The following is a 26545-nucleotide window of genomic DNA, read 5'->3' as shown; positions in this document are numbered from 1 at the left end:
CGCTCAACCAGTTACGCCACTGAGGAGGAATGGATCCATGGCGGATAACAACTCTGGACCTGCAGAAGCCGTGAAGGGCGTCGTCGAGGACGCCAAGGGCAAGGTCAAGGAAGCTGTCGGTGCGGTGGCGGGTCGCGACGACCTCACCCGCGAGGGCCAGGCCCAGCAGGACAAGGCCGAAGCGCAGCGTGACGCGGCGAAGAAGGAAGCCGAAGCGGAGGCCGCTCGCGGCGGTGCCAAGGCGGCCGAGGAGCGCCAGAGGCAAAACCAGTAGCAGCTTGTCGCGAAGATGGGTCCGGTCCGTGAAAAACGGACCGGACCCGTCGACTTTTCCGGGTCGGAGCAACGGTAAGGCGTTGATGCCCGAAGGTGAGGGCATAAACTTGGCATAGTTTGCTCTGAACCGGGTACCCAGCTGCGCTGCAGACATCTCCCGGCGAGGTGCCTACGGGGTCGGGGGCGATGGCAAAGCCTCACGAGGTTTGGAGATGTCTTTGGACGTTGTACTGCTGACCGATGAAGACGATTTCGAATCGGCCCTACCGACACTGAAGTCGTTCACGCAAACCCTGCGGCGAGTCCCCCTCACCCACCACATCGACGGGCATCGCGCGGCCGCCGACGTGGCGATCATCGACGCGCGCACCGACCTCGAGGCGGCCCACCGGGTATGCCGCCGACTGCGGGCCGACGCGCCCGGAGTCGCCGTGGTGGCCCTGGTCGGCCCCGCCGACTTCGCGGCCGTCGACGTTGACTGGAACTTCGATGACGTGCTGCTGCCGGCCGCCGGGGCGGACGAGCTGCAGGCGCGGCTGCGGCTGGCGATCGCGCGACGGCGCAGCGCCATGGACGGCACGCTGAAATTCGGCGACCTCAGGCTTCACCCGGCCAGCTTCACGGCGTCGCTGGGCGGCAACGACCTGGGCCTGACGCTCACCGAGTTCAAGTTGCTGAATTTCCTTGTGCAGCACGCGGGCCGGGCGTTCTCCCGCACGCGGCTGATGCACGAGGTGTGGGGCTATGACTGCAACGGTCGCGTCCGCACGGTGGACGTTCACGTGCGACGGCTGCGCGCCAAGCTCGGAGTCGAACACGAATCGATGATCGACACCGTCCGCGGTGTCGGCTACATGGCGGGGACGCCGCCGCAGCCGGAGTGGGTCCTCAGCGAGTCGACGCTGACTCCGGTGTGGATGTCCACCGCGCGACCCGCCACCGATCCGGTCGCGCGGTGACGGCTGACGCGAGCTCGAAAGCCGTTATTGCGCCTAACCCTTCGCGGGGTCAGCCGAAGAGCGGCAATGCGCGCTTGCGGGCCAGCGCATCCATCCCTTCCTGGATGGCGTCTTCCACTTCGTGATACTTGCGCTCGACGTAGTCGTCGTCCTCGGCGCGCGCGGGATCGTGGTCGAGTTCGACGGGCGGCATGAACCTGGTCCTGATCTTGGCCGGTAGCGGCAGCTGCGGTAGCGCCGCCGGCGCGATCCCCCAGGGCAGAGAGATCGCCACCGGGAAGACCTTGAGTCGCAATATTCGGTCGAGCTTCAACGCCTTCGAGAGGCGGTCCCCGCGGATCAGCACCGGCATCGCGTCGGCCCCGCCGACGGTCGCGATGGGCACTATCGGCACACCAGCACGAATCGCCATCTTGACGAACCCTTTTCGCCCCGCCAGGTTGGCGCGGTCACGCTCGACCCACGGACGCAGCGAGTCCACTTCACCGCCGGGCCACAACGCGACGTCGCGTCCCTCCGCCAACGCCGTGGCAATCGCGTCGGGGGCGGCCGGAAGCACACCCATCGAACGGAAATAACGCCCAAAGAGCGGGATGGCCATCAGCGCGTCGTGCGCCGTGCCATGCAGCGGACGATCCTGGCCGAATCGCCGCCACCACTGCATGCCGACGGTCCACGCGTCCCACACGAACGGGGCGCCGGAGTGAATCCCCACCAACAGCGACGGCGGTCTCGGGATGTTCTCCCATCCGTCGATCTCCATCCGAAACCAGTAGTCCACCAGCAGATTCCACAGAAACTTCTGCCGCTGCAGCGTGGTCTCATCCTGCCCGCTGAGATCCCAGCGGCCGGCACGCTCGGCGACCCAGCCGCTGAGCCCGCCCTCCTGCCCGCTGCGCACTTCCTCCATCCTGGATCGCGCCTGCTCGGCGTGGCGCTGCGCTTGGGCACGTACTTTGGCTGGCCTGTGATCGGGATTACTCATGAGGGTCGGATACCCGGTTCGGGCGCGCAGGATGCCCCCAAGCACAAATCTCCCCACACCACTCGGTGTGGCGCGGGGAGATCTGCGTTGAAGCGGATTACGCGTGCGGCGCCGGCGCGGGCGGTGCACCCGGTGCCGGACTTGCGCCCGGCGAGTTCGGTGCGCCTGGCGTCGAGGACCCTGGCACGTTCGACGTCCAGATCAGAATGTCCTGCATTCCGTCGTTGTAGACGACGCCGTTCGGCGGTGCGCCGGTCACGTCGAAGTACAGGGTGCCGGTCGATTCCTGGCCCTGCGCGATCGGCGCCGGGTTAAGGCCGTTCGGGACGGGGTGCTTGTCGATCACCCGGTAGTTCTGCCCGTTCGGTCCGCGGGCGATGAAGTCGTTGACCATGGGGGTCACGACGCCACCGTCCGACCTGGCGGTGATGTCCGCCTGGTAGAGCGTTCCCTTAGGGGTGTAGCCGGGAATCGAGGCGTTGCTCGGCTGCAGGTTGCTCACCGTGTAATTGGTGATCATCGGTCCATCGATGAGTTGTTCGCTGGTGCCGAATCCCTGAATGTTGGGCGGCGCAGCGGAAGCGGTTGCCGCAGCGAAAACGCCGGCCGCCGCTATCCCCCCAGCAGCAACAGCTGTCTTTACAGCGGTGGTGTTGAACTTCATGATTTTCCTTTCGTGTCGAACAATCGCTCCCACGCAGGGCGATATACGCACAAAAGACGGCATAACCCATCGGCTCCGGGCCTAAACACGGACGAACCGATAATTGCCACAGCAGGCTTACTGCCTGCGTGAACGGCACCGGTGTTGTATTTGTGCCGCAGCGCCTTTGGGGTCACAGAATTCACATGGGCATCAGTGCTATCACTCGGCCACTCTCCCACGCGGCGATTAATCGCGGCGACGGGGGGTAGCCGGAGCCATAGAAGTTGCCTGTCGGCACAACCTGAAAGTGAAACGTAAAGGGGGCCGTCGATGGAACGTGGGAGCGCCAAGCACAGTCCATGCGAAGACGACGAATTGAAGCACGAATTGAAGCGGGACGATACGCGGGAACAGGTCGAGTCGAAGCGAGGAATGGCGTGATCCGGAGCCGCCGGCCGACGACGATCCGGATGTCCCCACCGCGGGTCCAACGACCCGCGAATCCTGATGAACTTTGCCGGCTCAATGCAGAACTCACTTGACTCACGAAAGGGTAAGCCGCAATGAGCTTTCCGCCGCAGCAACAAACCGTTCCCGGCCTGCAGTCCGAGATGAACCCCGTTCCCGATTGCGGCGAAAACAGTTACCGGGGTTCGGGAAAGCTCACCGGAAAAAAGGCGATCATCACCGGGGGCGACAGCGGCATTGGCCGCGCCGTGGCGATCGCGTACGCGCGCGAGGGCGCCGACGTGCTCGTCTCCTATCTCAATGAGGACGAGGACGCGCGCGATGTCGCCCGCTATGTCGAGGAGGCGGGGCGCAACTGTGTGCTGGTTCCCGGCGATCTCTCCGATCCGGCCCATTGCCGCGCGGTTGTCGACCGGGCCGTCGAGGAACTCGGCGGCATCGACATCCTGGTCAACAACGCCGCCTTCCAGATGATGCACAAAAGCCTGGAAGAGATCAGCGATGAGGAATGGGAGTACACCTTCCGGCTCAACGTCGGCGCCTACTTCTACCTCGTCAAGGCCGCCGTGCCACACATGAGGCCGGGGTCGTCGATCATCGGCAGTTCGTCGGTCAACTCCGACAGCCCCAATCCCACCCTGGCGCCGTACGCGGCCACCAAGGCCGCCATCGCCAACCTTTCGGCCAGCCTCGCTCAGCTATTGGGCGACAAGGGAATCCGTGTCAACAGCGTGGCCCCGGGCCCGATATGGACACCGCTCATCCCCTCGACGATGCCTCCGGACAGCGTGGAATCGTTCGGGGACAACGTGCCGCTGGGGCGGGCCGGCCAGCCGGCCGAGCTGGCGCCGGTCTACGTGCTCCTGGCCTCTGACGAGGCGAGCTACATCTCCGGGGCGCGGGTGGCGGTGACCGGCGGCCGACCGATCCTGTAACCGGCCGCGCCCGGACTGTGCGGCACAAGGGCTTTGGGTCGTCAGGAGCCGCGGTTTTCGCCTAACTCGTCGACGATGGGGCTTCGGCTTTCGATGTCCTTGGCGGTTTCGGCGAGACCGGGCTTGGTGTGTGACCGGCGGGCGGCGGCCTTGTCGCCGTCATGAGCCTGTTGGTCGATGGTGACCGACGCCAGGATCTGGTCGAGGTTGTTGTAGGTCTCGGGTGGGATCGCCTTCAGCGCACTAAGAGTGTCGTCATCGCCGGCGTCGCGGGCGGCCTGAAGCAGGTCGGCCTTGTTCGCCGGAAAATCCACGTCACTGAGGGACTGCTCGAGTTGCTTGCGGGTGGTGGACGCGACCATGGCCCTCGGAATGCCCAACGGGCCTCGATCCAAACGGGCCTGAACGCCCCCACGCCTTCGCGCGTCAGCGGCCCCGGACCCGCCGGTTTTCTTTCTTGATGGCCTCGACCAACTCCGACTTGCTCATCGTCGACCTGCCGCGCACGTCGAGCCGGCGCGCCACGTCGAGCAGATGCTTCTTGCTGGCGTTGGCGTCGACACCCTCGGCCGACCGGCCGCTGCTGCGCGGGCCGCCGCCCTCGGCCAGCTCGTCCGACGGACCCTTCTGCTCTTTGGGCTCCCAGTGATTGCCGACCTTTTCGAAGCTGTGCTTGACCGCGGAGTAGGCGACCCGGTGGGCGCGCTCCTCGCTGCCGTACTGTTCGGCGGCCGAGTCATGTGCCTTGGCGAACGTGCGTTGCGCCTTGGCCTCGGAACGCTGCAGGGTGCTCGGCAATTCGCTTTGCTTGGGCTTGCCGCCTTTGGTTGTCTTGGGCATCGAACCTCCTCGCTTTGTCAGCCCTCGGCCATCTGCTGCGCCTTGGCGTAGGCGAGCTGCAGAAAGTCCGCGCCGGCCAGGGCGGTAAAGGTGCCCGCGACCAGGCGGGTGAACCTGGGCACGAAGATCAGGCCGATCACAAATCCCGTGGCCACCCACATGTCCAGGCAGAAGGGGCAGGTCAACAGCTCGCCCACGCTGTGGCGTAGCGCGCTGCCCTGCCGGGTTTCCTCCATCACCTCGGCCGGACCGCCCGTTCCCGAGTAGTGGGCGAACGGCGCCCGCAACGGACTGGTCACCGCGTCCTTGGAGATCGTGCGCGCCAACTTGTGGGTGCCGATGGTGACGGTCAAAAGATCCTGGATGCCCCACCGCTGGGGCAGCTTTCGTCCGGTGGCCGCGACGACCATGCCCGTCAGCGCGACCAAGAGGCCGTAGATCGCCAGGACGACCGAATAGCCCTCCAACGGCCGTGGGTTGTCGCCGCGGTATGCGTCGGCTTCGCGCCGCGCACGCTCTGTCACCCCTTCGGTGAGTTGCGTTGCTTCGCCCATGGGCGCTCCTTTACGTCTGGATCCCTTGTGGGTTACCCCTTCGGGCGCTTGGAAATCATGACGGCCGGCCAAACGAGGGGGCCGCGCCGCCGGAGGTGCACCTGCAAGGGCCCCGGATATGTCAAGATCGTTGACATGATTCAGGCTGCAGACCCTCCCCTCGGTTACCTGCTGTACCGGGTGGCAGCCGTTTTGCGACCGGAGGTTTCGGCCGCGTTGAGCCCGCTGGGCCTGACGCTGCCCGAATTCGTGTGCCTGCGCATTCTTTCCGCCTTCCCGGGACTGTCCAGCGCCGAACTGGCGCGGCACACCAACGTCACGCCGCAGGCGATGAACACGGTGCTGCGCAAGCTGGAAGACGTCGGCGCGGTGGAACGGCCCGCATCGGTGTCCTCCGGGCGCGCGCTACCGGCCACGCTGACCGGTCAGGGCCGCGCCCTGCTGAAGCGGGCCGAGGCCGCCGTGCGGACGGCCGATGCCCGCATCCTGAGCAAGCTGACCGCAGCACAGCAGCGCGACTTCAAACGCATGCTCGACAAGCTGGGATCCGACTGACGGATCAGCTCGCGGCTTGGATCCGCGCCCACGGCCGGGCCGCTTCCAGCTCAAAGGCCAGTTCGAGCAGCAGCGATTCCTGCCCGAGGTCGGTAGAGAGCATCATGCCCACCGGCATGCCGGTCGCGGATTGGGCCACGGGCAGCGAGATCGCCGGCTCGCCGGTGACGTTCTGCAGCGGGGTGAACGCCACCCAATCGATCAGCCGGTCCATCACCTGCCGGTAGTCGGTCGGCGCCAGGTACCCGATCCGCGGCGTCTCGTCCGCCAGCGTCGGGGTGAGCACCGCGTCGTAGGTGCGGAAGAACTCCGCGGTGCGCCGCCGCAGCCTGCGCAGCCGCATGATTGCCATAGGCAGGTGGTGGATGTTGCGGCCGCTGTATCGCTCCAGGCCGAGAGTCAGGCTGTCCAGCCGGGTGCGGTCGAAGGTATTGCCGAACAGGCGCCGGCCGCCCCGCACCTGGGCCAACGCCAGGAAGCCCCAATACAGCACGAAGTCATCGACGAAGCTGGCCGGCACGGGGGGCTCGTCGAGGTGTTCGACGCGGTGGCCCAGCTCCTCGAGGAGCCCGGCCGATTTCAAGGCCAGTTCGCGCACCGCGGGGCTGCATTCGCGCTGGACCGAGCGGGTGAGGACGGCGATCCGCAGCCGCTGCCTGCCGGGGCCCGTCACGTCGCCGATGGGCGCCAGCTTGGGATTGCGCCAGATTCGCTCGGCCTCCCGGTAGAACGCCGCGGTGTCGCGCACCGAACGGGTCAGCACGCCGTTGGCGACGATGCCCACGGGCATCCGGCGGTGCGCCGGGTCCAGGGGCAACCGGCCGCGCGACGGCTTGAGTCCCACCAGCCCGTTGCAGGACGCCGGAATCCGGATCGAGCCGCCGCCGTCGTTGGCGTGGGCGATCGGGACCACGCCGGCGGCGACGAACGCCCCGGATCCCGACGACGACGCCCCCGCGGTGTATTCGGTGTCCCACGGGTTGCGGACCGGCCCGAGCCGCGGGTGCTCGGCGGACGCGCTGAAGCCGAACTCCGACAGCTGCGTCTTGCCGAGCGAGGTCAGGCCGGTGCCGAGATACAGCGTGGTGAAGACGCCGTCGGCGGGGGCGTCAAAGGGCGCCCACGCGTCGGCGCCGTGCATGCTGGGCTGCCCGGCGACGTCGATGTTGTCCTTGACGAACGTCGGGACGCCGCCAAAAAAACCGTTCGCGGGGGCCGAGGCGGCGGACCGCGCCTGATCGAACGCGGCGTGAGCCAAGCCGTTGAGGGCCGGGGTGACCGCCTCGGCGCGCGCGATGGCCGCCTCGACCAGGTCGGCCCTGCCAACCGAACCGGCCCGGATGGCGCCGGCCAGGCCGACGGCGTCGAGGTCACCGAGGGCATCGTCGCCGAAAGCGTGCACGCGTCGCATAACTGTGACGCTAGCCGCTTCCGGGGTAGGCCGGGGCTAGGCCTGGCCCACCTCGAAGCGAACGAACCGCGTCACCGTCACACCGGCCTCGTCGAGCAGGGCCTTGACGGTCTTCTTGCTGTCGGACACCGACGGCTGCTCGAGCAGCACCGTGTCCTTGAAGAAGCCGTTCAGCCGGCCCTCGACGATCTTGGGCAGCGCCTGCTCGGGCTTGCCCTCCGCCTTGGCGGTTTCCTCGGCGATGCGGCGCTCAGTCGCCACCACGTCCTCGGGCACGTCCTCGCGGGACAGGTAACGGGCCTTGAGCGCGGCGATCTGCAGCGCGGCGGCGTGCGCCGCGTTCTTGTCGTCACCGGTGAACTCGACCAGCACCCCGACGGCCGGCGGCAGGTCGGCAGCGCGCTTGTGCAGGTAGGTCTCGACGTTGCCGTCGAAGTACTGCACGCGGCGCAGTTCCAGCTTCTCGCCGATCTTGGCCGACAGGTCGGCGATGGCCTGCTCGACCGTGGTAGTCGCCGAATCTTGGCTAATAGGGGAAGCCTTGAGGCTGTCGACGTCGGTGGCCTTGGCGGCCAGGGCGGCGTCGACGACCTGGTCGGCCAGGGCCTGGAACTCGGCATTCTTGGCGACGAAGTCGGTCTCGGAGTTCAGCTCGATCAGCGCGCCGTCCTTGGCCGCGACCAGGCCTTCGGCGGTGGCCCGCTCGGCGCGCTTGCCGACGTCCTTGGCGCCCTTGATCCGCAGCGCCTCGACGGCCTTGTCGAAGTCGCCGTCGGTTTCGGCCAGCGCGTTCTTGCAGTCGAGCATGCCGGCACCGGTGAGTTCCCGAAGCCGCTTGACGTCGGCGGCGGTGAAGTTCGCCAATGGTCAGCCTTCCTAAGAGGGGTCAGTGGTCGATTCGGATGCGCCCAATGCGGCGTCTTGAACAGGGGAGCCAGCAGCGGGGGCGGCACCGGCGGCGACGGGAGTTGTTGCAGCGGCCAGCAGTTCCTGCTCCCATTCGGCGAGCGGCTCGGCGGCCTCGACCTCGGGCTTGCCGTCGCCGCGGCCCAACCCGGCGCGGGCCTGCAGGCCCTCGGCGACCGCGGAGGCGATCACTTTGGTCAGCAGCGCGGCCGAACGGATTGCGTCGTCGTTGCCCGGGATCGGGTAGTCGACCTCGTCGGGGTCGCAGTTGGTGTCCAGGATCGCGATGACCGGGATGCCCAGCTTGCGGGCCTCGCCGACGGCGATGTGCTCCTTGTTGGTGTCGACGACCCAGATGGCCGACGGCACCTTGTTCATGTCCCGGATGCCGCCGAGGCTGCGTTCCAGCTTGTTCTTCTCGCGGGTCAGGCCCAGGATCTCCTTCTTGGTGCGCCCCTCGAAGCCGCCGGTCTGCTCCATCGCCTCGAGCTCCTTGAGGCGCTGCAGCCGCTTGTGCACCGTGGAGAAGTTGGTGAGCATGCCGCCCAGCCAGCGCTGGTTGACATACGGCATGCCGACGCGGGTCGCCTCGGCGGCGACGGATTCCTGCGCCTGCTTCTTGGTGCCGACGAACAGCACCGTGCCGCCGTGGGCGACGGTCTCCTTGACGAACTCGTACGCCTTGTCGATGAAGGTCAGGGTCTGCTGCAGGTCGATGATGTAGATGCCGTTGCGGTCGGTGAAGATGAACCGCTTCATCTTGGGATTCCAGCGACGGGTCTGGTGCCCGAAGTGGGTGCCGCTGTCGAGCAGCTGTTTCATGGTTACAACAGCCATGGTCGGCCATTCCTTTGTTGTCGGTTGTCGCCCGGCGTCGGGTGAAGCCGGGCCCTGGCGTCTGCCGATGCCGCGCCCGGCTCGGACTCCCCGAAGGGAAACCCGGACACGGGACCGCACGGCAATCGGTTGGCTGCAGACGCGCGAAGTCAGCCCGCTAGCGAGCTGCGACCAGCAGTTTACACCGACTCAGCAGGTGGTTTTTCCACAGCACCGGCGGTGGTGAGTGGTGAGGGCGTCGGCGTGCCACTGAACTGAACCGGTGCGATGGGCGGGGCTGATTCTGTGCTTGACGCTGGCCGGCGCGGCCCCGGCGGCCGCCGACGACGTGCGGTTGGACTGGCCGATGCGGCCGGCCCCGGCCGTGACCCGACGGTTCGACGCCCCCGCACCCGACTGGAATCCCGGCCATCGGGGCGTTGACCTGCCCGGCTCCCCCGGTCAGCGCGTGTATGCGGCGGGCGCGGCGACGGTGGTGTTCGCCGGGCTGCTGGCCGGGCGGCCCGTGGTGTCGCTGGCCCATCCGGGTGGATTGCACACCAGCTACGAGCCGGTCCGGGCGGCGGTGCGGGTCGGTGAGGCGGTGACGGCCGGGACGGTGATCGGCGAGCTGGTGGCCGGGCATCCCGGCTGCCCGGCCGCGGCGTGCTTGCACTGGGGCGCGATGTGGGGCCCGGCGTCGCGCGCCGAGTATGTCGACCCGCTGGGGCTGCTGAGGTCGACGCCGATCCGGCTCAAGCCGCTGTACGGGTGAGGCGCACCGCGTGTGCATCCATGGCGATCTCCCACGGCGTGTCGTCACCCAGGCTGCACACTCAAGGCCCTGACTGCACACCCCGCGGAATTCAGGCCCGCGGGTGGGCCTGGTCGTGCACCGCGCGCAACCGGGACACCGCGACGTGCGTGTAGAGCTGAGTGGTCGCCAGGCTGGAGTGGCCGAGCAATTCCTGGACCACCCGCAGGTCGGCCCCGCCCTCCAGCAGGTGCGTGGCCGCGCTGTGCCGCAGCCCGTGCGGCCCCATGTCGGGCGCACCGTCGACCGCGGCGACGGTCTGGTGCACGACGGTGCGCGCCTGGCGCACGTCGAGCCGGCGGCCGCGGGCACCCAGCAGCAGCGCCGGGCCCGACTCCGCGGTCACCAGGGCGGGACGACCGTCGGCCAGCCAGGCGCTCAGCGCTTCGGCCGCCGGCGTCCCGAACGGCGCGGTGCGCTGCTTGTTGCCCTTGCCCAGCACCCGCACCAGCCGATGCCCGGTGTCCACGTCGTCGACGTCCAGGCCGCACAGCTCGCTCACCCGGATGCCGGTGGCATACAGCAGCTCGACGATCAACCGGTCCCGCAAGGCCAGCGGATCACCTTGCTGCGCACCGGATTTCGCCGCGGCCATGGCCTGCAGCGCCTGGTCCTGGCGCAGCACGGACGGAAGGGTGCGGTGGGCCTTCGGCACCTGCAGCCGGGCGGCCGGGTCGTCGGTGAGCAGCCCCCGCCGCGCCGCCCACGCGGTGAAAGCCTTGACCGCCGAGGTGCGCCGGGCCAGCGTGGTGCGGGCCGCACCGGCGCCGGCCGCCGTCGCCAGCCACGCCCGCAGGACCGGCACGCTCAGTCCGTCGAGGCCGATCCCGCGGGACTCGAGAAAGGCGAACAGCGAGCGCAGGTCGCCCAGATACGCCCGGCGGGTGTGCGCGGAACGGCCGCACTGCAGGTTCAGGTACTGGTCGAACTCGGCGAGGATCGCGTCCACGCCCTTACGTTGGCAGGAGCCGCAGGGCCGGCTCAGTCGACGCGCCGAAGCGTGTCCGGGGTGAGATCTTTGAGCGCGGGATAGCCGTCGACGGCCATGATCAGGTCCGCTTCGGCGAGCAGCATGCGCAGCACGTGGACGATGCCGTCGACGCCGCCGAGCGCCAGGCCGTAGGCGTACGGACGGCCCACACCGACCGCGGTCGCGCCCAGCGCCAGCGCCTTGATGACGTCGGCGCCGCTGCGGATGCCCGAGTCGAAGAGCACGGGCAGCCCGTCGGCCGCCTCCACCACCGCGGGCAGGCAGTCGATCGCGGGCAGGCCGCCGTTGGCCTGCCGGCCGCCGTGATTGGAGCAGTAGATGCCGTCGACGCCGCCGTCCCTGGCGCGCCGGGCGTCGTCGGGGTGGCAGATGCCCTTGACCAGCAGGGGCAGGTCGGTCAACGAGCGCAGCCAGGGCAGGTCGTCCCAGGTGAGGGCGTTACCGAAGACCTGCACCCAGCGCAGCACGGCGGATTGCGGGTCCTCTTCCGGCGGGCGTGCCAGGCCGGCGCGGAAGACGGGGTCGCTGGTGTAGTTGGCCAGGCAGTGCCCGCGCAGCTGGGGGAAGTTCGACGTGCCCAGGTCGCGCGGGCGCCAGCCGGTGACCCAGGTGTCGAGGGTGACGACGATGCCCTTGAAGCCGGCCGCCTCGGCGCGGTGCACGAGGCTGGCGGCCAGATCGCGGTCGTTCGGCGTGTACAGCTGGAAGAACCCCGGCGTGTCGCCCAGGGCGGCGGCGACGTCTTCCATCGGATCCACGGTCAACGTGGAGGCCACCATCGGAACGCCGGTGCGCGCGGCCGCGCGGGCGGTGGCCAAATCGCCGTGGCCGTCCTGGGCGCAGATGCCGATGACGCCGATCGGCGCCATGAAGATCGGCGACGGCAGGGTCATTCCGAACAGGTCGATGGAAAGGTCGCGCTGCGCGGCGCCGACGAACATGCGCGGGATGAGGCCCCACCGCTCGAAGGCCGTGCAATTGGCCCGCTGCGTGCGCTCGTCACCGGCCCCGCCCGCGACGTAGGACCAGACCGACGGCGGCAGCGCCGTGGCGGCCTTGGCCTCCAGCTCAGTGAAGGCCATCGGCCACGGCGGCACCACCCCTGCGAGTCCCTGCAGGTAGATCTCGTTCTGGTAGTCCCCAAAATGAGCCATGCGACGAGCATGCCAGCCGGGCGAAGGTCGGCCCCTAAGAAGCCCCGGCAGCCCCGGTCTCCGCCTCGGCCAGTTCCTTCTTCCACTGCCGGAAAGTCTCTTCGGTGCGGCCGCGCCGCCAGTAGCCCGAGATGGACGACGCCCACTTCGCGTCCACGCCGCGCTCCTTGCGGATGTACGGCCGCAGGTTGTGCATGACGGCCTGCGCCTCGCCGTGGATGAAAACGTGCACCTGCCCGGGCAACCACAGGGTGGTGGTGACGGCCTCGATCAGCGGCGCGAAGTCGCCCGCGCGGTCCTCGGGAACGAGGTCCGCGCGGCCACCCCGATAGACCCAGTTCACCTGCACCGATTCCGGTGCGGTCAGGGGGATTTCGTCGGCGGGGCCGGCCACCTCGATGAACGCCTTGCCGACAGCGTTGGGGGGCAACGCTTCGAGCGCCGCGGCAATGGCCGGCAGCGCCGACTCGTCGCCGGCCAGCAGGTGCCAGTCGGCGGCCGGGTCGGGGGTGTAGGCGCCGCCGGGGCCCATCAGGTAGATCGGCTGGCCGGGCTCGGCCTCCGTGGCCCAGATGCCCGCGATCCCGTGCTCGCCGTGCACGACGATGTCGAGGGTGAGCTCGCCGGCCGCGGGGTCGACGTGGCGGACCGTCATGGTCCGCACCGAAGGCCTTTTCTCCGGGGCGAGATCGGCGAAGCTGTCCAGCGTCAACGGCTGGGGCAGCCCGGCGACGTCCACGTCGTCCGGGACGAAAACCAGCTTGACGTAAGAGTCGGTGAATTTGCTCGGCACGAAGGTGTCGAATTGACTGCTCCCGAGCACGACTCGGACCATGTGGGGTGCGAGTTGCTTGGTGCGGACAACTTCGAAGAACTGCAGAGGTCGACCGGCCACTTATCCTCCTGTCCAGACCCGACCCCCCGTCGACTATACGAGCTTCCCCGATTGCGCAGTTTTGCGCGTTGGGCGGTGCGGCGAATCCGATACGGGAGAATGAACGAATGAGTGAGGCCGAGGGCTTGGCTGTTCCACCGTTGGCGCCATCGTCGCGGCCGTTGTCACCGGGCATCAAACCGCTGCTGGTTTTGGTGAAGATCCGCGGCATCATGGACGCATTCACGCTGTCGGAGCCCGAGTTGACCCTCGGCGAGATTCGTGCGCGCACCGGCTATCCGACGTCGACGGTGCAGCGGCTGGTGGCCAATTTGGTGGCCGAGGAGTTCCTCGACCGGGTCGGCGACCGCTTTCGGATCGGCGCCCGCGTCGCCTACTGGGCGGCCCCCGTCGCGAGCAGCATGGACATCTTGCAGGCGGTGTCGCCGGCGCTGGAGTCGCTGCGCGACGCCAGCGGTGAGACGGCGTGCTTCTTCCGCCGGGAGGGCCCGTTCCGGGTGTGCGTCGCCATTGCCGAGACGCGCCATGCGATCCGGCGTGAGATGCACGTGGGAAAGGTGGTCCCGCTGCACGTCGGGTCGGCGGGCCGGGTGTTGATGGCCTGGGACGACGAGGCCTTGGACGACGTGCTGTCGGAGGGCCTGGACCGGTTCACCGATGCGACCATCACCGATCCAGACTTGTTGCGCGCCAAGGTAGAAGACACGCGGCGCATGGGGTTCGCCGTTACCTCCGGGGAGCGTGACGAGGGCGCTACGGGGGTCGCAGCGCCGGTGTTCGATTCTCGCGGCAGGGTGGCCGGTGCGCTGATGATCAGCGGACCGAGCTTTCGTCTGCCACACGAGCGCGCCGAGCTGTGGGCCGAAAACGTGGTCGGGGCCGCCGATCAGGTGACGCGGACACTCGGCGGCCGCCTTCCCTATTGAGGCGGCGCGAGGGCGCTACCCGGCGGCCGGTGGGCGGGGCATGACGGTGAGACGCATGCCGTATCGGGGTCCCCTGCCGGCGCCTCCGTCACCTGCCCCGGCCAGCGGCATGCCGCCGAACATGTTTCCCGCCCGTGCGTCCGGGGCTTCCCTGATATTGCTGACCGGCAGAACCGCCCCGTGGTGTGGCTGCCCCAGCATGTTCTCGCCCCAGACCGGCGGGACCGACAAACGACCGACGGAGGTCGCGTGGCCCAACGCTCCCGCAACCGAAGCCCCGCCATGGGCCAGCCCTAGCCCGAGTGCCGGTGGGGCTACGACCGCCAAATGAGCCCGCGGTTTTCGCGATCGTCATAAAGGTGTTGGCGATGCCAGCGGAGAAGAAGGGCAGGCCCTCAGTGTTGTAGAACGTGGTGGAAAACGGTGCGTAGAAGGTGAAAATGTCACCGAGGTATCCCACCAACCCCGAGGACAGCACGCTCTTCACCGGATCCGCCGGCGGGGCCGCCGCTTCGGCGGCCACCACACCGGTGGACAGCTTTCCCAGCGCCGAGGTGACGTTGCTCATAGCATTGTGCAACGTGTTTTGCGCCGTGCCCGCCGAGGTACCCGTGGCCGCGGTGACCGAGGCGGTCTGATGGGCCATACCTGCGGGGTTGGTCGTGTGGGGTGCCGAGGCGAAGGGTTTGACCGCCGAGATGCTCGCCGATCGGCCCGCATAGTTATACATCGTGGCCGAGTCGATTGCCCACATTTCCCCATACTGGGCTTCCAAAGCTGCTATCGCCGCGGTGTTTTGGCCCAGCACGTTGGTGGACAGCAGCTGCGCCAGATTGAGACGGTTGGCCGCGATCACGGGCGGCGGCACGATCGTGGCAAGCGCCGTTTCGAAAGCTGTCACAGCGGACATGGCTTGACTGGCCGCATGCTCAGCCGCAGCGGCAGTGGTTCTCATCCATTCCACATAAGGGGTGACGGCCTCCGCCATCGCTGCCGAGGCCGGCCCTAACCACTCCTCGCTGGACAAGGTGTTCACCACCCTGTCGTAGGCTACGGCGGCCGAATTGAGCTCAGCGGCAAGGATATTCCACCCAGAAGCCGCCCCCATCATCGAAGTTGAGCCTGGACCCGCATACATCAGCCCCGAGTTGATCTCCGGTGGTAACGCCCCAAAGTCGAGCATCACGGGCCCCTTAACCTGCCGCGATCGCATTAGCAGCCTCAGTGGCCGCATACGATCCCGAGCTGAAATCCAATGCGTTGACAAACATCTCGTGAATAGCCGTGGCTTGCTCACTGACCTGCTGATACAGGTGTGCATGGACTGCGAACTGCGCCGCGGTCAGTATTGACACTTGGTCTGCTGCGGCGGGCACCACCCCCGTCGTCGGCGCCGCCGCCGCCGCGTTCTGAGCCGCAAGCGCTGCGCCGATAGCCCGCAATGCGCCGGCCGCTGCCGCCAACGCTTCTGGTTTCGCAGTAACAAAGGACATATGGTTCTCCTTTCTCATAACCTTCCGGCTCAAGAGCCTCGAGGCTTTCGGTACCGACAACGATGGGATCGCACTCTGGACGATCACATTTGAAGGCTTTGATGTTCGAATTGTGTTCGGGCCATTGCGCTATCCGGCCGATGGTGGACGAGCAGTAAAGCGGGGGCGAAATCCGTATTCGCGGGGCGGCCAGCCGCTGCGGTCACGTCTGCCGCGACCCGGCGGTATTTGGCGGAGCAGTGTCTCTGGTCCGTCCGACGGGGCGCCGGCACCCTCGATGCCGATCCCCTCGACGAGTGACTTTTGTGCCGCATTCGGTGCTGTCGCGGCCCAGCTCCTTGGAACTGATAGCGGACCGATCTTGGTGGACGAAGCCAAGTTTGCCGAGAACAGCCCACTGCCGAGGTTGGCCGGCGCCGCGAGGGCGGGCGGCGCGGATAACGCAGCTGCGGCCCCGCCGGCGAGATGCTCGGGCCACAGCGCACCCATCTGCGCAAAAATCAGAGATCCCACATAGATCATCGGCCAGTAAATAACGTCCAGGGGACTGAACAGGATTCCTTTTACCTGACTGGCCAAGTTGTTGACGATGTCGTTGATCGCTGCCTGCGTCGCCGACGGTGCGGCCGCGGCCTGAGCGACCGCAGCTTGCTGTTGAGCCAGTCCGGCTTGGTCGGTGGTCTGGGTCGGCTCGGTGAACGGGGTCAATTGCGAAGCGGTCGCAGCGGAACCTACATAGGTGTACATGGCGACGGCGTCTTGGGCCCACATTTCGGCATATTGGACCTCGGTTGCCGCGATCGCGGGGGTGTTCTGGCCGAAGAAGTTCGTCGCGATCAGCGCCATCAACAACGTGCGATTGGAAGCGATCACCGGCGGCGGAACACTCATCGCGAACGCGGCCTCGTAGGCCGCCGCGGCCGCCCTGGCCTGCATGCCGGATTGCTCGGCCACTGCGCCCGCCGCGCTGAGCCACGAGATGTAGGGCGTGGCCGCGGCCACCATAGACTGCGCCGAGGGACCCATCCACGAGCTGGTCAGCTCCGAAATCGCTGACATATAGCCCGACGCGGTCGAACTCAATTCTGCCGCCAGCCCGTCCCACGCCGCCGCGGCTGCCATCATCGATCCCGACCCCGCCCCGGCATATATCCGGCCCGAATTGATCTCCGGCGGTAACGCCCCGAAGTCGAACACCACCACTCCTCAGCCGATTGTGTGCGCATCAGGCATCTGGATCCGTCGAGCCGTCATGCCGGGTTGATCTCCTCGAGGCTGCGGCGCGACGTCCGCGGCCCCAGGGCCAGTACCGCGACGACCACTACGACCAGTGCCACTGCAACCACGCCGAACATCGCGCCCGCACCATAGGTGTGCAGGACGGGAATCAAGATGAACGGCGAGGCGCCGCTGGAAAGCCGCGACAACGAGTAGGTCCAGCCGACCGCCGTCGCGCGCACGGCCGTTGGGAAGATCTCGGCCTGGTACACGTGGTAGACGTTGGAGAAGACATTGCCGGTCGCGGTGGTCAAGAAGCCGAACGAAACGATCAACGGAACCGACGACTGGGTTGCGAACATCAAGCCGAACACGGCGATCGCCACCGTCGAGCCGACGAGCAGAAACTTGCGCTCGAATCGCGCCATCAGGGGGATCGCCAGCGCGGACCCGATCGGATATCCGAGAAACGACAGCGCACTGAACAGCATCGACGAGGCGACGTCGTAGCCGCGGCTGACCAGGACCAGCGCGGCGAGCGTGCCGAAGCCGTAATAGCCGAACGTCTGGAACAGGTGGAACAACGCCAGCATCACCATTCGGCGGTGGTAAGGGGCGCGCCGAAGGCGGGTCAGCGCGGGCTCGTGGGGATCGGGCCGCGCCGCGCCGTTGCGCTGTGCGTCGACAGCGGAATTGATCGGTAGCGCAGGGACATTCGACCCGGCCGCGAATCGCTCCAGTGCCCGCTGCGCCTCCTCGGCCCGTCCCGTGTCGGCGAGCCAGCGCGGTGACTCCGGCAACCATCGGTTCAGCAGAAAGACGATCACGGCGCCCGAGGCGCCGATGGCCAATAGCCAGCGCCAGCCGGCGACGCCCAGCGGCGAATGCTGGGTCAACCACACCGCGAGAAACCCCGCGAACGGTACGGCGAGGTACGAGCACGTGTAGGCGTAGGAGGCCAGCCGGCCGCGGCGTTCCTTGGGTAGGACATCGGCCAGGTACGTGTCGGCCACCGGATATACGGCTCCCACGCCGACGCCGGCCAGGAAACGCGCGACCACCAGCAACCCGGGCGACGGTGCGAACGCGCCGGCCAGTGAGCACACCGAGAACCAGGTGAGACCCAGCAGGAACGCTTTGCGGCGTCCTATCCGGTCGGCGAGCCGGCCGAAAAGCGCTGCGCCAAAAAACATTCCGACGAACGACGAGGCCAGCACCAGCTTGAGCCCGGTGCCATGCACGCCGAAATCGTGTCGAAGCGCGGTGCTCATGGTACTGGCCAAGAAGATCTCGTACATCTCGAAGAAGAGGCCGAGCCCGACCGCCACGATCACCTTGCGGTGCACCGTCCCTACCGGCATGCGATCCAGTTGCTCGCCGACAGAGGTGGTCGTTACGGGCATGGCTGCTGATGTTGTCATTCCTGCTCTCTCGTCCCCGCGGGTCCGCAGACCTCGCCTACTGAGTAATCTGTCGCTTGCAATGTGAGTTTCACGACACCTGGCCGACTGTAGCGGTTCGCGTCACAGCTGTGAAGACCTTCTTGCCATATTGTGGGTATAGATGCACGATGTGGGTAAAGAGAGGGGATTCGGTGGACAGGTTCAACGGCGGCCCACTCGACGGTGTGCGCGTCCTCGAGCTGGGCAATTACATCGCGGCGCCAACGGGGTCGCGGCTCTTGGCGGACTTCGGCGCCGAGGTCATCAAGATCGAAAGGCCCGGCACCGGCGACGAATTGCGCACCTGGCGTCTCTACTCCGGCACGACCTCGATGCTCTTTCACACGATCAACCGCAACAAGAAGTCCGTCGTCCTGGATCTCAAGACCGAAGAGGGTCAGGCCGCGGTGCGTGAGTTGGCGCGCTCCTGCGACATCGTGATGGAGAATTTCCGGCCGGGAACCCTGGAACGGTGGGGCATCGGCCCTGCCGAGCTGAGCGCGCAGAACCCGGATCTGATCATCGTGCGCGTCTCGGCCTTCGGGCAGACCGGACCGCGTGCCCACCAACCGGGCTTCGCCGCCGTTGCCGAGGCGATGGCGGGCCTTCGTGGCCTGACCGGCGAACCGGACCGTCCGCCGTCACGGGTGGGTGTGTCCATCGGCGACTCCATCGCCGGTATTTACGCCGCCTTCGGCGCGCTGCTGGCCTTGCAGCAACGCCAAAAGGACCGTGCCGCAGGTCGATCCACGCCATTGCCCGACCGTACCGTCGACGTCGCGCTGACCGAGGCGATCTTCTCGGTGATGGAATCGTTGGTCCCCGAGTACGACGCTTATCAGGTCACCCGAACCCGCACCGGCGGCCGCATGGAGGGCATCGCGCCGTCGAATGCCTACCTGTGCGCGGACGGCCGGTGGGTGGTCATCGCTGGCAACGGCGACGCCATCTACCGCCGGTTCATGAGTGCGATCGGGCGGCCCGACCTGGGCGACGATCCACGGCTGGCCAACAATACGCAGCGCTGGCAGGCGCGCGACGAGCTCGATGAAGCGATCGGCGCGTGGGCCGCGACGATGCCCGCCGCCGAAGCGCTGGCCGCCCTCGAGGCCGCCTCGGTTCCGGCCGGGCCCATCAACACCGCCGCCGACATCAAGACCGACGAACAGTTCCTGGCGCGCGGCATGATTCAGCGCCTGCCGGTCTCCACCGGCACCGAGATCCTGCCCGACGTAGCGTTCCCCGGCATAGTCCCGCGCATAGGCGACGCCGCGCGCGCGATCGGAAGCCTCGGACCGGAGCTCGGTGCGCACACCGAGGAAATACTCGGCCCGTTCCCAGGCCGGCACCCCGACCCCCTCGACATCAAGGAGCTCATCGGATGACGCCCTCGGTACACCTGCGCGACGTGACCCTGCGCGACGGCTTGCAGCTCACCGGCAAAATGCTCGATACGGCCCGCAAGGTCGAGTTGGCGCGGCGGCTGCTGGGCCTGGGTGTGGACGCGGTGGAAATCGGAGCGATGGCCCGGCCCGACCTGGTGCCGCCGATGGCCAACACGCTGGACGTCATCGCGGCGCTGACTCCCGAAGAGCTGCAACGCTGCTGGGTGTGGGCGGCTACGCCGCGGGGCATCGTCCGGGCGATCGAGGCCGGGGCCCGCAATTTCCAATACTGCCTGTCGGTCAGCGACCAGCACAACATGGCCAACGTCGGGCGCACCACCGCCGAGAGCATGGCGGCCCTCCCCAATGTGGTCGACCTCGTCATGATCGCCGGTGGCCGCCTGGAACTGACCCTGGCGACCGCCTTCACCTGCCCGTACAGCGGTCCCGTCGACCCACAGCGCGTCATCGACCTGATCACCGACGGCCATGCTGGGGCCGTCTCGAGCGTGGTGCTGTGCGACACGCTCGGGCAGGCCACGCCCCAACAGGTGCGGGGGCTCATCGAGCGGGTACGCACCGTCGCGCCCGACCATGAGATCGTCTTCCACGGCCACGACACCTGGGGCTTGGGGGTCGCCAACACCCTCACCGCCATCCAGGCCGGCGCCACCATGGTCGATGGGGCGCTCGGCGGCCTCGGCGGCTGCCCCTTCGCGCCGGGGGCGAGCGGCAACACCGCCACCGAGGATCTGCTGTTCGCGCTGCAACCCCGCTGGCTGACCCCCGGGGTGTTCGCCGACATCGTGCGCGCCGGGGAACAAGTCCTGGCCGTGCTCGGCGAGCCGAACCGGTCCAAGGCTGCCCAAGGCGCACGGTCCACCGCGCACGCGCTGGAATGGCTGATCGGCGAGCGGCTTCCCGCCTGACCCGGCTCATCGGGCACCGGCGCGGACGATGCGCCACCGCCCGTCGTCGCGCCTCGCCAACCCGGCCAGCTCCAGCATCGCCAGCGGCCCGAGGACGTGTTCGGGCGGCAATGCCGATGAGATCGCGATCTCGTCGACCGTGGCGGCGCCGCGCCCCGGCAGCGCCTCGTATACCCGGCGCTCGGCGTCGCTCAACCCGTCCAGCTCGGTGGTCGGCCGCGGTTGTTCGGGCGCGAATTCGCCGATGCGGCCGACCAATTCGACGATGTCGTCGGCGCGCGTGACGAGCTCGGCGCCATTGCGCAGCAGCGCGTGACACCCTGCCGACGCCGACGACATCACCGGTCCGGGCACGGCGGCCACCACCCGCCCCAGGGCCCGCGCCCAGGCGGCGGTGTTGGCCGCGCCGCTGCGTAGCCCCGCCTCCACCACCACGGCGGCCCCCGCGACGGCGGCCACCAGGCGGTTGCGGGTCAAGAAGCGGTGCCGGGCCGGGCGCACCCCGGGCGGGTATTCGCTGAACAACAGCCCATGCCTGCCGATGCGGTGCAGCAATGTGGCATGGCCGGCCGGATAAGGAATGTCGATCCCGCCCGCGAGGACGGCCACCGTGATGCCGTCGCATTCCAGCGCGGCTCGGTGCGCCGCGCCGTCGATTCCGTAGGCGCCGCCGGAGACCACCGCGACCTCGCGCTCGACCAGACCGGTCGCCAAGTCGGTGGCCACCTGCTCGCCGTACACCGTGGAAGCCCGCGTTCCCACCACGGCCGCCGCGCGCCGTGCCACGTCGTCGAGGCGTTGAGGACCCTGCGCCCACAACACCATCGGAGGCCCCCCGCGAGCCTTGACCTCGGCTCCGGCGAACGCGGTGAAAGCAAGCAGCGGCCACTCGTCGCCGTCGGGGGTGATCAATCGGCCGCCGCTATGCGCGAGCAGCTCGAGATCGGCTGCGGCCCTGTCTATTCCACGCCTTGCTTCGGTGTGCCGCGCCACGGTGTCGTCAACTGCGCCGCGCCGGACCCGGTCGGCCGCCTCCACCGGCCCGACCCGAGCCACCAGGTCTGACAGCTCCGCGCACGGTGGTTCGGCCACCCGGGACAGGTATGCCCACGCCAGCGCCACGGGATCCGCCGGCGTCATCGCTGCGCTCCCGGCTGCCGGAAGCTCAACGCGGCGGCGACCTCGCCGGGGCCCGGCGCCACCCGGCCGGCCAGGTCGGCCAGGCTCCACGCGACCCGTAGCGTGCGGTCCAGGCCGCGGATGCTGAGCAACCCGTTGTCCAGCGCTTTACGCAGCGGGTCCATCGCGGCGTCGCCGGGACGAAACTTACGCCGCAGCAGCGTGCCGCTGACCTCGGCGTTGGTGCGAACCCCGTATGGCCGCCAGCGCTCGGCGGCCGCGTCGCGCGCCGCGGCCACCCGTCGGCGGACCTGCGCCGTCGATTCGCCGGCGGTGACCGAGATCGCGCCCGCACGCACCGGGTTCATCTGCACCCGCAGGTCCACCCGGTCCATCAAGGGCCCCGACAGCTTGCCCAGGTAGCGCCGCTTGACCGCCGCCGCACAGACGCAGTCGCGCGGGTTGCCCGGCGCGCACGGGCACGGGTTGGCCGCCAGCACCAGCTGGAAGCGGGCCGGGTAGGTGGCCACCCCGTCGCGGCGGGCCAGCCGAATTTCCCCGTCCTCCAACGGAGTTCGTAACGCCTCCAGCGCGCGAACGCTGATCTCGGCGCATTCGTCGAGGAACAGCACGCCGCGATGGGCGCGGCTGACGGCGCCCGGACGGGCCATCCCAGAGCCGCCGCCGACCAGCGCCGCGACGCTGGAACTATGGTGTGGCGCCACAAACGGCGGCCTGGTGATCAACGGGGTATCGGCCGTCAGCAGCCCGGCCACCGAGTGGATCGCGGTCACCGCCAGCGATTCATCGTCCGTCAGCGGCGGCAGCAGGCCCGGAAGGCGTTGGGCCAGCATCGTTTTGCCCACCCCGGGCGGACCGGTCAGCATCAGGTGATGCGCCCCGGCGGCGGCTACCTCCACCGCGAACCGCGCCTGCGACTGCCCGACCACGTCGGCCAGATCGGCCGCCGGCTCGGGCTCGGGGGCGCGCGCGCTGATCCTGGGTTCCAGGCCGCCCGCGCCGCCGAGCCAGGCCTGCAGCTGACGTAGCGTGCGCACGCCCCAGACGTCGATCCCGTCGACCAGGCCGGCCTCGGCCAGGTTGTCGACGGGGACGACGACGGCCGGCCAGCCCTCCCGCTTGGCGGCCAGCACGGCGGGCAGCACTCCACGTACCGGCCGCACCCGTCCGTCCAGCGACAGCTCCCCCAGCAGCACCGTCTTCTCCAGGCGCTCCCACGGGTGCTTTCGCTGCGCCGACAGCACGGCCGCCGCCAGGGCGATGTCGTAGACGGACCCCACCTTCGGCAGCGTCGCCGGCGACAGGGCGAGCGTCAGCCGGGACATCGGCCAGTCGTTGCGGCAGTTGGTGACCGCCGCCCGCACCCGGTCGCGAGACTCCTGCAGGGCTGCGTCGGGCAGGCCGACCAGGTGCACGCCCGGCAGGCCGGAGCTGATGTCGGCCTCGATCTCGACGATCTGGCCGTCCAGCCCGCACACCGCGACCGAGAAGGCACGCCCCAGCGCCATCAGCCGATCCCCTGCAGGTGAGTGAGCTCCGGGGTGCGGCCCGAATTTTTAGGCCGCACGCGCACGCCGATCACGTCGAGCCGCAACGCCGCCCAACGCCGGTCCTGCCCCGCGAGCCACAGCCCGGCCAGCCGGCGCAGCCGCTGGACCTTGCGTGGCGTCACCGCGTGCGCCAGACCGCCATAACCGTCGCCGGTGCGCGTCTTCACCTCGACGAACACCACCGTGCCGGTGGCCTCGTCGCAGGCGATCACGTCCAGTTCGCCGTAGCGGCACCGCCAATTGCGGCCCAGGATCCGCAATCCCATCCGCGTCAGGTAATCAACGGCGAGTGCCTCGCCCATCGCCCCCAGCTGGACCCGGGTCATCGTCGTTTGGGTCGTCATGCCGGCAACCGTGCCCGGCAACCCCGACACGGCGCTGCGTCGTCGAGGCCGAAGGGCGGCCGAAACAAGCGGTTATCCCCAGACGGGGGTTCGTCCACAACCGGGATCAGGTGATGCGGTCGGCCCTGGTGTAGACGTTCATCGAGTCCTGCCGCAGGAACGCCACCAGCGTCATCCCGGAGTCCTCGGCCAGCGACACGGCCAGCGACGACGGCGCGGACACCGCCGCGAGCACGGGGATCCCGGCCATCACCGCCTTCTGCGTCAACTCGAATGACGCCCGCCCGCTGACCAGCAGCACCGAAGCGCGCAGCGGCACCCGCTCGCGTTCCAGCGCCCAACCGATGACCTTGTCGACGGCGTTGTGCCGGCCGATGTCCTCGCGCACCACGAGCATCGTCCCGTCGACGCCGAACAACGCCGCGGCGTGCAGCCCGCCGGTGGTGTCGAACACCTTTTGCGCGGCGCGCAGCTGGGCCGGCATCGCCTTGAGCGTGGCCGCGGCGACGCTCGCCGGATCCGAACCGGGCGAGAAGCGGCTGATCAGCCGGACCGCTTCGAGCGATGCCTTGCCGCAGACCCCGCACGACGAGGTGGTGTAGAAGTTTCGCGTGACGTCGAGGCCGGGCGGGTCGACGCCGGGGGCCAGGGTCACGTCGAGGACGTTGTAGCTGTTTGCGTCGTCGTCGCCGCGGCCGCCGCAGTAGCGAATGGTCAGCACGTCCTCGCGGGCTCCGATCACCCCCTCGGTGAGCAAAAAGCCCTGCGCCAGTTCGATATCCGAGCCGGGCGTGCGCATGGTGACCGTGACCGGCGCCCCGTTGACTCTGATCTCGAGCGGCTCCTCGACGGCCAGGGTCTCGGGCCGCGTGACCGCGCGGTCCGCGCTGAGATGGTGTGCGCTCCGGCGCGCCGTGACATGACCCACGCAGGCCAAACTACCTTCGTTGGCGCCCGTCACACCGCCTGAGCCAGCGCCGCCAGGGTGTCCGCCGAGGAGTGGACCGGTCGCCAGCCGAGTTGGTTGCGCGCCTTGCTGGTGTCCATCACCACCGACGTCCGCGCGACGTGCAGCCATTCGAGCATCGACGGAACGAACGGCACCTTCGAGATCGCCGCCGACGCCGCGGAGGCGGCCACGGCCGGAACCCGTACCGGCCGGCCACCCAGCGCCCTGGCCACCTCCGAAACCGTGACCAGCCCGTCGCCGGCGATGTTGTAGGCGCCCGGCGGGGCGGGTGCCGTCGCGGCCAGCGCGACCGCCTCGGCGACGTCGTCGTGATGGACCAGTTGCAGCGGGAAACCGGGGTCCGGCACCACCGGCTTCAACACCGGCGCCACCTTGGCGACCGCGCGCAGCGGCCCGGGCAGCTGGTTCCACGGCATCGCGTCGGCCAAGGCGGTTGCCTTGGGCCCGGCGACGATGCAGGGCCGCAGGACGAACACCTCGAGCGATGAATCCTTGGTGATCTCGGCGAGCAGCGCCTCGCACTCCGCCTTCTGCGCGGAGTAGTAATGCTCGGCGGAACCCCGCGTCGGCACGTCCTCGGTGAGCGGCACGGGATTGTCGGCGTGGTAGCCGTACGCCGCCACCGACGAGGTGTACACCAGGCGCCGCGGCCGCTCGGCGGCGACGGTGGCCTCGAACACGTTTCGTGTGCCCTGCAGGTTGATGCGCGAGCTCTCCTCGCGCGAGCCCATGATGATGAACGCCAAGTGGATCACCACGTCGGCCTGGGCCACCAAGGCGTCGACGGCCTCGCGGTCCAGGATGTCGCCCTCCTGGTAACGGGTCTTCACCCAGCCGCGTGAAGACGGGTCGAACGGCCGGCGGGCCATCCCGATGATGCTGTCGACCGTCGGTTCGCCCTCCAGTGCCGTCACCGCGGAGATGCCGATCTCTCCGGTTGGCCCGGTCACCGCCACGGTCAGTCCCACCTCGATGTCCTTCCCTCCCGCCCCCCGTCGGAAACAACGATCGCAGAAGTCCCGCGGTACCGCTTGATCCGTGGTGGTCCATGCCGTCGGGAATCTTTCGGCAAATAAGGAGGAGATACCGTATACGTCCAGTGGTGGCGACCGATAATCTACGGCGATTGCACGCGGGTCTAACTATCGACACCGCAGAAATGGGGCACCACATGGCAGACGAATCGATCGCCGACGCCGGCGGTTCGATACCCGGCGGTGAGACGGCCGACCCGGCCACCGTCTTCGCCGCCCTGGCCGAGATCATCTACCAGGGGTCGGACGCCAAACAAATGTATGCGGCGATCTGCGTCGCGGCGACCCTGACCGTGCGGGGCTGTGACCACGCCAGCCTGATGGTGCGCGAAAACGACCGTTACATCACCGTCGGCGCCAGCGACCGGCTGGCACAGCAAATCGACGAGCTGGAGCGGCGCGCCGGCGACGGCCCGTGCATCGACGCGATCGAGGAGGAGACCCCCCAGATCGACACGGACCTGACCACGCCGTCGCTGTGGCCGAAGTTGGCGTCCATCCTCGTTGAGGAGACACCGGTACGCGGGGCCATGGGCTTCCGCCTCCTGGTCGACAAGCGAAAGGGGGCCGCGCTCAACCTCTTCAGCGACACGTCGAACATGTTCGACGCCGAGTCGGCCGGGCGGGCCGCGGTGCTGGCTTCGTTTGCCAGCGTGGCCATCAACGCTGTCGCGAAGGGCGAGGACGCGGCGAGCCTGCGGCGCGGGCTGCTCAGCAACCGCGAGATCGGCAAGGCGGTCGGCATGCTGATGCTGCTGCACGACATGGGCGAAGACCACGCGTTCGACCTGCTGCGGCGACACTCCCAGGCCCTGAACATCAAACTGGCCGACGTGGCGCGGGCCGTCATCGAAAACCGCGGGCAACTGCCCGCCAATGACGACGACCAGCCGCTGGCGGCCACCTAGG

Annotated in this window: 27 protein-coding genes and 2 pseudogenes; 9 read left to right on the top strand and 20 right to left on the bottom strand. The window is 68.4% G+C overall.

Going from position 1 to position 26545, the window contains the following annotated elements:
* Positions 1–37 precede the first annotated feature (37 nt).
* Complete coding sequence (locus A5764_RS21015) at positions 38–274, top strand: CsbD family protein (RefSeq protein WP_067116574.1); 237 nt, start codon at positions 38–40, stop codon at positions 272–274.
* A gap of 214 nt (positions 275–488) precedes the next feature.
* A complete protein-coding gene (locus tag A5764_RS21010; RefSeq protein WP_067116571.1) occupies positions 489–1235 on the top strand; it encodes a response regulator transcription factor in 747 nt (248 codons plus the stop codon).
* Positions 1236–1284: 49 nt separating this feature from the next.
* On the opposite strand, the gene A5764_RS21005 is transcribed toward A5764_RS21010, so the two are convergent.
* A complete protein-coding gene (locus tag A5764_RS21005) occupies positions 1285–2220 on the bottom strand; it encodes a lysophospholipid acyltransferase family protein (RefSeq protein WP_067116568.1) in 936 nt (311 codons plus the stop codon).
* A 97-nt stretch (positions 2221–2317) separates the two neighbouring features.
* Positions 2318–2884 carry an MPT63 family protein gene (locus A5764_RS21000; protein WP_067116566.1) on the bottom strand — a complete coding sequence of 189 codons (567 nt, stop codon included), beginning with the start codon at positions 2882–2884 and terminating at the stop codon, positions 2318–2320.
* Positions 2885–3429: 545 nt separating this feature from the next.
* Here A5764_RS21000 and A5764_RS20995 point away from each other — a divergent pair.
* Positions 3430–4269, top strand: coding sequence for a glucose 1-dehydrogenase (locus A5764_RS20995; RefSeq protein WP_067116563.1), 840 nt, complete (start codon positions 3430–3432; stop codon positions 4267–4269).
* Positions 4270–4310: 41 nt separating this feature from the next.
* On the opposite strand, the gene A5764_RS20990 is transcribed toward A5764_RS20995, so the two are convergent.
* From A5764_RS20990 to A5764_RS20980, 3 genes are read right to left on the bottom strand one after another with little or no spacing between them, the layout of a single operon-like run.
* Positions 4311–4649: a DUF2795 domain-containing protein gene (locus tag A5764_RS20990; RefSeq protein ID WP_197501654.1), complete on the bottom strand. Its 339-nt coding sequence runs from the start codon at positions 4647–4649 to the stop codon at positions 4311–4313.
* Between the two features lie 46 nt (positions 4650–4695).
* On the bottom strand, positions 4696–5109 hold the full coding sequence (locus A5764_RS20985; RefSeq protein WP_067116557.1) for a ChaB family protein: 414 nt from the start codon (positions 5107–5109) through the stop codon (positions 4696–4698).
* 17 nt (positions 5110–5126) lie between these two features.
* Positions 5127–5663, bottom strand: coding sequence for a DUF1360 domain-containing protein (locus A5764_RS20980; protein ID WP_067116555.1), 537 nt, complete (start codon positions 5661–5663; stop codon positions 5127–5129).
* A gap of 135 nt (positions 5664–5798) precedes the next feature.
* On the opposite strand from A5764_RS20980, the gene A5764_RS20975 reads away from it, so the two are divergent.
* Complete coding sequence (locus A5764_RS20975) at positions 5799–6218, top strand: MarR family winged helix-turn-helix transcriptional regulator (RefSeq protein WP_067116552.1); 420 nt, start codon at positions 5799–5801, stop codon at positions 6216–6218.
* A gap of 4 nt (positions 6219–6222) precedes the next feature.
* On the opposite strand, the gene A5764_RS20970 is transcribed toward A5764_RS20975, so the two are convergent.
* From A5764_RS20970 to rpsB, 3 genes are read right to left on the bottom strand one after another with little or no spacing between them, the layout of a single operon-like run.
* A complete protein-coding gene (locus A5764_RS20970) occupies positions 6223–7629 on the bottom strand; it encodes an amidase (RefSeq protein ID WP_067116549.1) in 1407 nt (468 codons plus the stop codon).
* Between the two features lie 36 nt (positions 7630–7665).
* On the bottom strand, positions 7666–8493 hold the full coding sequence (tsf, locus tag A5764_RS20965) for a translation elongation factor Ts (RefSeq protein WP_067116546.1): 828 nt from the start codon (positions 8491–8493) through the stop codon (positions 7666–7668).
* 12 nt (positions 8494–8505) lie between these two features.
* Entirely contained in the window at positions 8506–9372 is an 867-nt protein-coding gene (gene rpsB, locus A5764_RS20960; RefSeq protein WP_067116543.1) for a 30S ribosomal protein S2, read from the bottom strand.
* Between the two features lie 277 nt (positions 9373–9649).
* Between rpsB and A5764_RS20955 the strand changes: the two are divergent.
* Positions 9650–10117: pseudogene (locus A5764_RS20955) on the top strand (M23 family metallopeptidase); the annotation flags it as partial.
* Positions 10118–10217: 100 nt separating this feature from the next.
* Here A5764_RS20955 and A5764_RS20950 read toward each other — a convergent pair.
* The 3 genes from A5764_RS20950 to A5764_RS20940 are packed head-to-tail and all read right to left on the bottom strand — an operon-like array spanning position 10218 to position 13205.
* Positions 10218–11114, bottom strand: a complete 897-nt coding sequence (locus tag A5764_RS20950; protein ID WP_067116536.1) for a tyrosine recombinase XerC — start codon at positions 11112–11114, stop codon at positions 10218–10220.
* Positions 11115–11146: 32 nt separating this feature from the next.
* Positions 11147–12310, bottom strand: coding sequence for a lactate 2-monooxygenase (locus A5764_RS20945; protein ID WP_067116533.1), 1164 nt, complete (start codon positions 12308–12310; stop codon positions 11147–11149).
* Positions 12311–12344: 34 nt separating this feature from the next.
* Positions 12345–13205: a siderophore-interacting protein gene (locus tag A5764_RS20940; RefSeq protein ID WP_067116530.1), complete on the bottom strand. Its 861-nt coding sequence runs from the start codon at positions 13203–13205 to the stop codon at positions 12345–12347.
* Between the two features lie 107 nt (positions 13206–13312).
* Between A5764_RS20940 and A5764_RS20935 the strand changes: the two genes are divergently transcribed.
* Positions 13313–14131 carry an IclR family transcriptional regulator gene (locus A5764_RS20935; protein WP_067116527.1) on the top strand — a complete coding sequence of 273 codons (819 nt, stop codon included), beginning with the start codon at positions 13313–13315 and terminating at the stop codon, positions 14129–14131.
* Positions 14132–14146: 15 nt separating this feature from the next.
* On the opposite strand, the pseudogene A5764_RS27745 reads toward A5764_RS20935, so the two are convergent.
* The 4 genes and pseudogenes from A5764_RS27745 to A5764_RS20915 all read right to left on the bottom strand — a co-directional run bounded on the left by A5764_RS27745 (position 14147) and on the right by A5764_RS20915 (position 18245).
* Positions 14147–15314: pseudogene (locus tag A5764_RS27745) on the bottom strand (PPE family protein).
* A gap of 10 nt (positions 15315–15324) precedes the next feature.
* Positions 15325–15624: a PE family protein gene (locus tag A5764_RS20925; protein ID WP_067116710.1), complete on the bottom strand. Its 300-nt coding sequence runs from the start codon at positions 15622–15624 to the stop codon at positions 15325–15327.
* A gap of 129 nt (positions 15625–15753) precedes the next feature.
* On the bottom strand, positions 15754–16821 hold the full coding sequence (locus A5764_RS20920; RefSeq protein WP_067116707.1) for a PPE family protein: 1068 nt from the start codon (positions 16819–16821) through the stop codon (positions 15754–15756).
* Between the two features lie 53 nt (positions 16822–16874).
* The gene (locus A5764_RS20915; protein ID WP_197501652.1) at positions 16875–18245 is read right to left on the bottom strand and encodes an MFS transporter; all 1371 of its coding nucleotides are present in this window, start codon (positions 18243–18245) and stop codon (positions 16875–16877) included.
* 191 nt (positions 18246–18436) lie between these two features.
* Here A5764_RS20915 and A5764_RS20910 point away from each other — a divergent pair, with 191 nt between their 5' ends.
* Positions 18437–19669 (top strand): CaiB/BaiF CoA-transferase family protein, encoded by a 1233-nt coding sequence (locus A5764_RS20910; protein WP_231989772.1) that lies wholly within the window; start codon positions 18437–18439, stop codon positions 19667–19669.
* Positions 19666–20598, top strand: coding sequence for a hydroxymethylglutaryl-CoA lyase (locus A5764_RS20905; protein ID WP_067116518.1), 933 nt, complete (start codon positions 19666–19668; stop codon positions 20596–20598). Before A5764_RS20910 ends, A5764_RS20905 begins: the two co-directional genes overlap by 4 nt.
* Positions 20599–20604: 6 nt before the next feature.
* Here the strand turns inward: A5764_RS20905 and dprA are convergent, their stop codons facing one another.
* The 5 genes from dprA to A5764_RS20880 all read right to left on the bottom strand — a co-directional run bounded on the left by dprA (position 20605) and on the right by A5764_RS20880 (position 25570).
* Positions 20605–21738 (bottom strand): DNA-processing protein DprA, encoded by a 1134-nt coding sequence (gene dprA, locus A5764_RS20900; protein ID WP_067116515.1) that lies wholly within the window; start codon positions 21736–21738, stop codon positions 20605–20607.
* Positions 21735–23246 (bottom strand): YifB family Mg chelatase-like AAA ATPase, encoded by a 1512-nt coding sequence (locus tag A5764_RS20895; RefSeq protein WP_067116512.1) that lies wholly within the window; start codon positions 23244–23246, stop codon positions 21735–21737. Before A5764_RS20895 ends, dprA begins: the two co-directional genes overlap by 4 nt.
* Positions 23246–23632, bottom strand: a complete 387-nt coding sequence (locus tag A5764_RS20890) for a YraN family protein (RefSeq protein WP_067116701.1) — start codon at positions 23630–23632, stop codon at positions 23246–23248. The genes A5764_RS20895 and A5764_RS20890 overlap by 1 nt, the downstream gene beginning before the upstream one ends.
* A 106-nt stretch (positions 23633–23738) precedes the next feature.
* Positions 23739–24560, bottom strand: a complete 822-nt coding sequence (gene fdhD, locus A5764_RS20885) for a formate dehydrogenase accessory sulfurtransferase FdhD (protein ID WP_067116699.1) — start codon at positions 24558–24560, stop codon at positions 23739–23741.
* A gap of 29 nt (positions 24561–24589) precedes the next feature.
* A complete protein-coding gene (locus A5764_RS20880; protein WP_067116509.1) occupies positions 24590–25570 on the bottom strand; it encodes an NAD-dependent epimerase/dehydratase family protein in 981 nt (326 codons plus the stop codon).
* A 203-nt stretch (positions 25571–25773) separates the two neighbouring features.
* Between A5764_RS20880 and A5764_RS20875 the strand changes: the two genes are divergently transcribed.
* Entirely contained in the window at positions 25774–26544 is a 771-nt protein-coding gene (locus A5764_RS20875) for a GAF and ANTAR domain-containing protein (protein WP_067116507.1), read from the top strand.
* Position 26545 lies beyond the last annotated feature (1 nt).

This window comes from Mycobacterium sp. 852002-51057_SCH5723018 (assembly GCF_001667035.1).
In the GTDB taxonomy this organism is placed as follows: domain Bacteria; phylum Actinomycetota; class Actinomycetes; order Mycobacteriales; family Mycobacteriaceae; genus Mycobacterium.
Note: the sequence above shows the minus strand (reverse complement) of the source record. Positions and strands in the feature narration are given on the sequence as shown.

Bases quoted from the DNA above. Each gene is read 5' to 3' on its own strand.
- A5764_RS21015 (WP_067116574.1), top strand. From the start codon at position 38: ATGGCGGATAACAACTCTGGACCTGCAGAAGCCGTGAAGGGCGTCGTC.
- A5764_RS21010 (WP_067116571.1), top strand. From the start codon at position 489: ATGTCTTTGGACGTTGTACTGCTGACCGATGAAGACGATTTCGAATCG.
- A5764_RS21005 (WP_067116568.1), bottom strand. From the start codon at position 2,220: ATGAGTAATCCCGATCACAGGCCAGCCAAAGTACGTGCCCAAGCGCAG.
- A5764_RS21000 (WP_067116566.1), bottom strand. From the start codon at position 2,884: ATGAAGTTCAACACCACCGCTGTAAAGACAGCTGTTGCTGCTGGGGGG.
- A5764_RS20995 (WP_067116563.1), top strand. From the start codon at position 3,430: ATGAGCTTTCCGCCGCAGCAACAAACCGTTCCCGGCCTGCAGTCCGAG.
- A5764_RS20985 (WP_067116557.1), bottom strand. From the start codon at position 5,109: ATGCCCAAGACAACCAAAGGCGGCAAGCCCAAGCAAAGCGAATTGCCG.
- A5764_RS20980 (WP_067116555.1), bottom strand. From the start codon at position 5,663: ATGGGCGAAGCAACGCAACTCACCGAAGGGGTGACAGAGCGTGCGCGG.
- A5764_RS20975 (WP_067116552.1), top strand. From the start codon at position 5,799: ATGATTCAGGCTGCAGACCCTCCCCTCGGTTACCTGCTGTACCGGGTG.
- A5764_RS20970 (WP_067116549.1), bottom strand. From the start codon at position 7,629: ATGCGACGCGTGCACGCTTTCGGCGACGATGCCCTCGGTGACCTCGAC.
- rpsB (WP_067116543.1), bottom strand. From the start codon at position 9,372: ATGGCTGTTGTAACCATGAAACAGCTGCTCGACAGCGGCACCCACTTC.
- A5764_RS20945 (WP_067116533.1), bottom strand. From the start codon at position 12,310: ATGGCTCATTTTGGGGACTACCAGAACGAGATCTACCTGCAGGGACTC.
- A5764_RS20935 (WP_067116527.1), top strand. From the start codon at position 13,313: ATGAGTGAGGCCGAGGGCTTGGCTGTTCCACCGTTGGCGCCATCGTCG.
- A5764_RS20925 (WP_067116710.1), bottom strand. From the start codon at position 15,624: ATGTCCTTTGTTACTGCGAAACCAGAAGCGTTGGCGGCAGCGGCCGGC.
- A5764_RS20915 (WP_197501652.1), bottom strand. From the start codon at position 18,245: ATGCCCGTAACGACCACCTCTGTCGGCGAGCAACTGGATCGCATGCCG.
- A5764_RS20905 (WP_067116518.1), top strand. From the start codon at position 19,666: ATGACGCCCTCGGTACACCTGCGCGACGTGACCCTGCGCGACGGCTTG.
- dprA (WP_067116515.1), bottom strand. From the start codon at position 21,738: ATGACGCCGGCGGATCCCGTGGCGCTGGCGTGGGCATACCTGTCCCGG.
- A5764_RS20895 (WP_067116512.1), bottom strand. From the start codon at position 23,246: ATGGCGCTGGGGCGTGCCTTCTCGGTCGCGGTGTGCGGGCTGGACGGC.
- A5764_RS20890 (WP_067116701.1), bottom strand. From the start codon at position 23,632: ATGACGACCCAAACGACGATGACCCGGGTCCAGCTGGGGGCGATGGGC.
- A5764_RS20875 (WP_067116507.1), top strand. From the start codon at position 25,774: ATGGCAGACGAATCGATCGCCGACGCCGGCGGTTCGATACCCGGCGGT.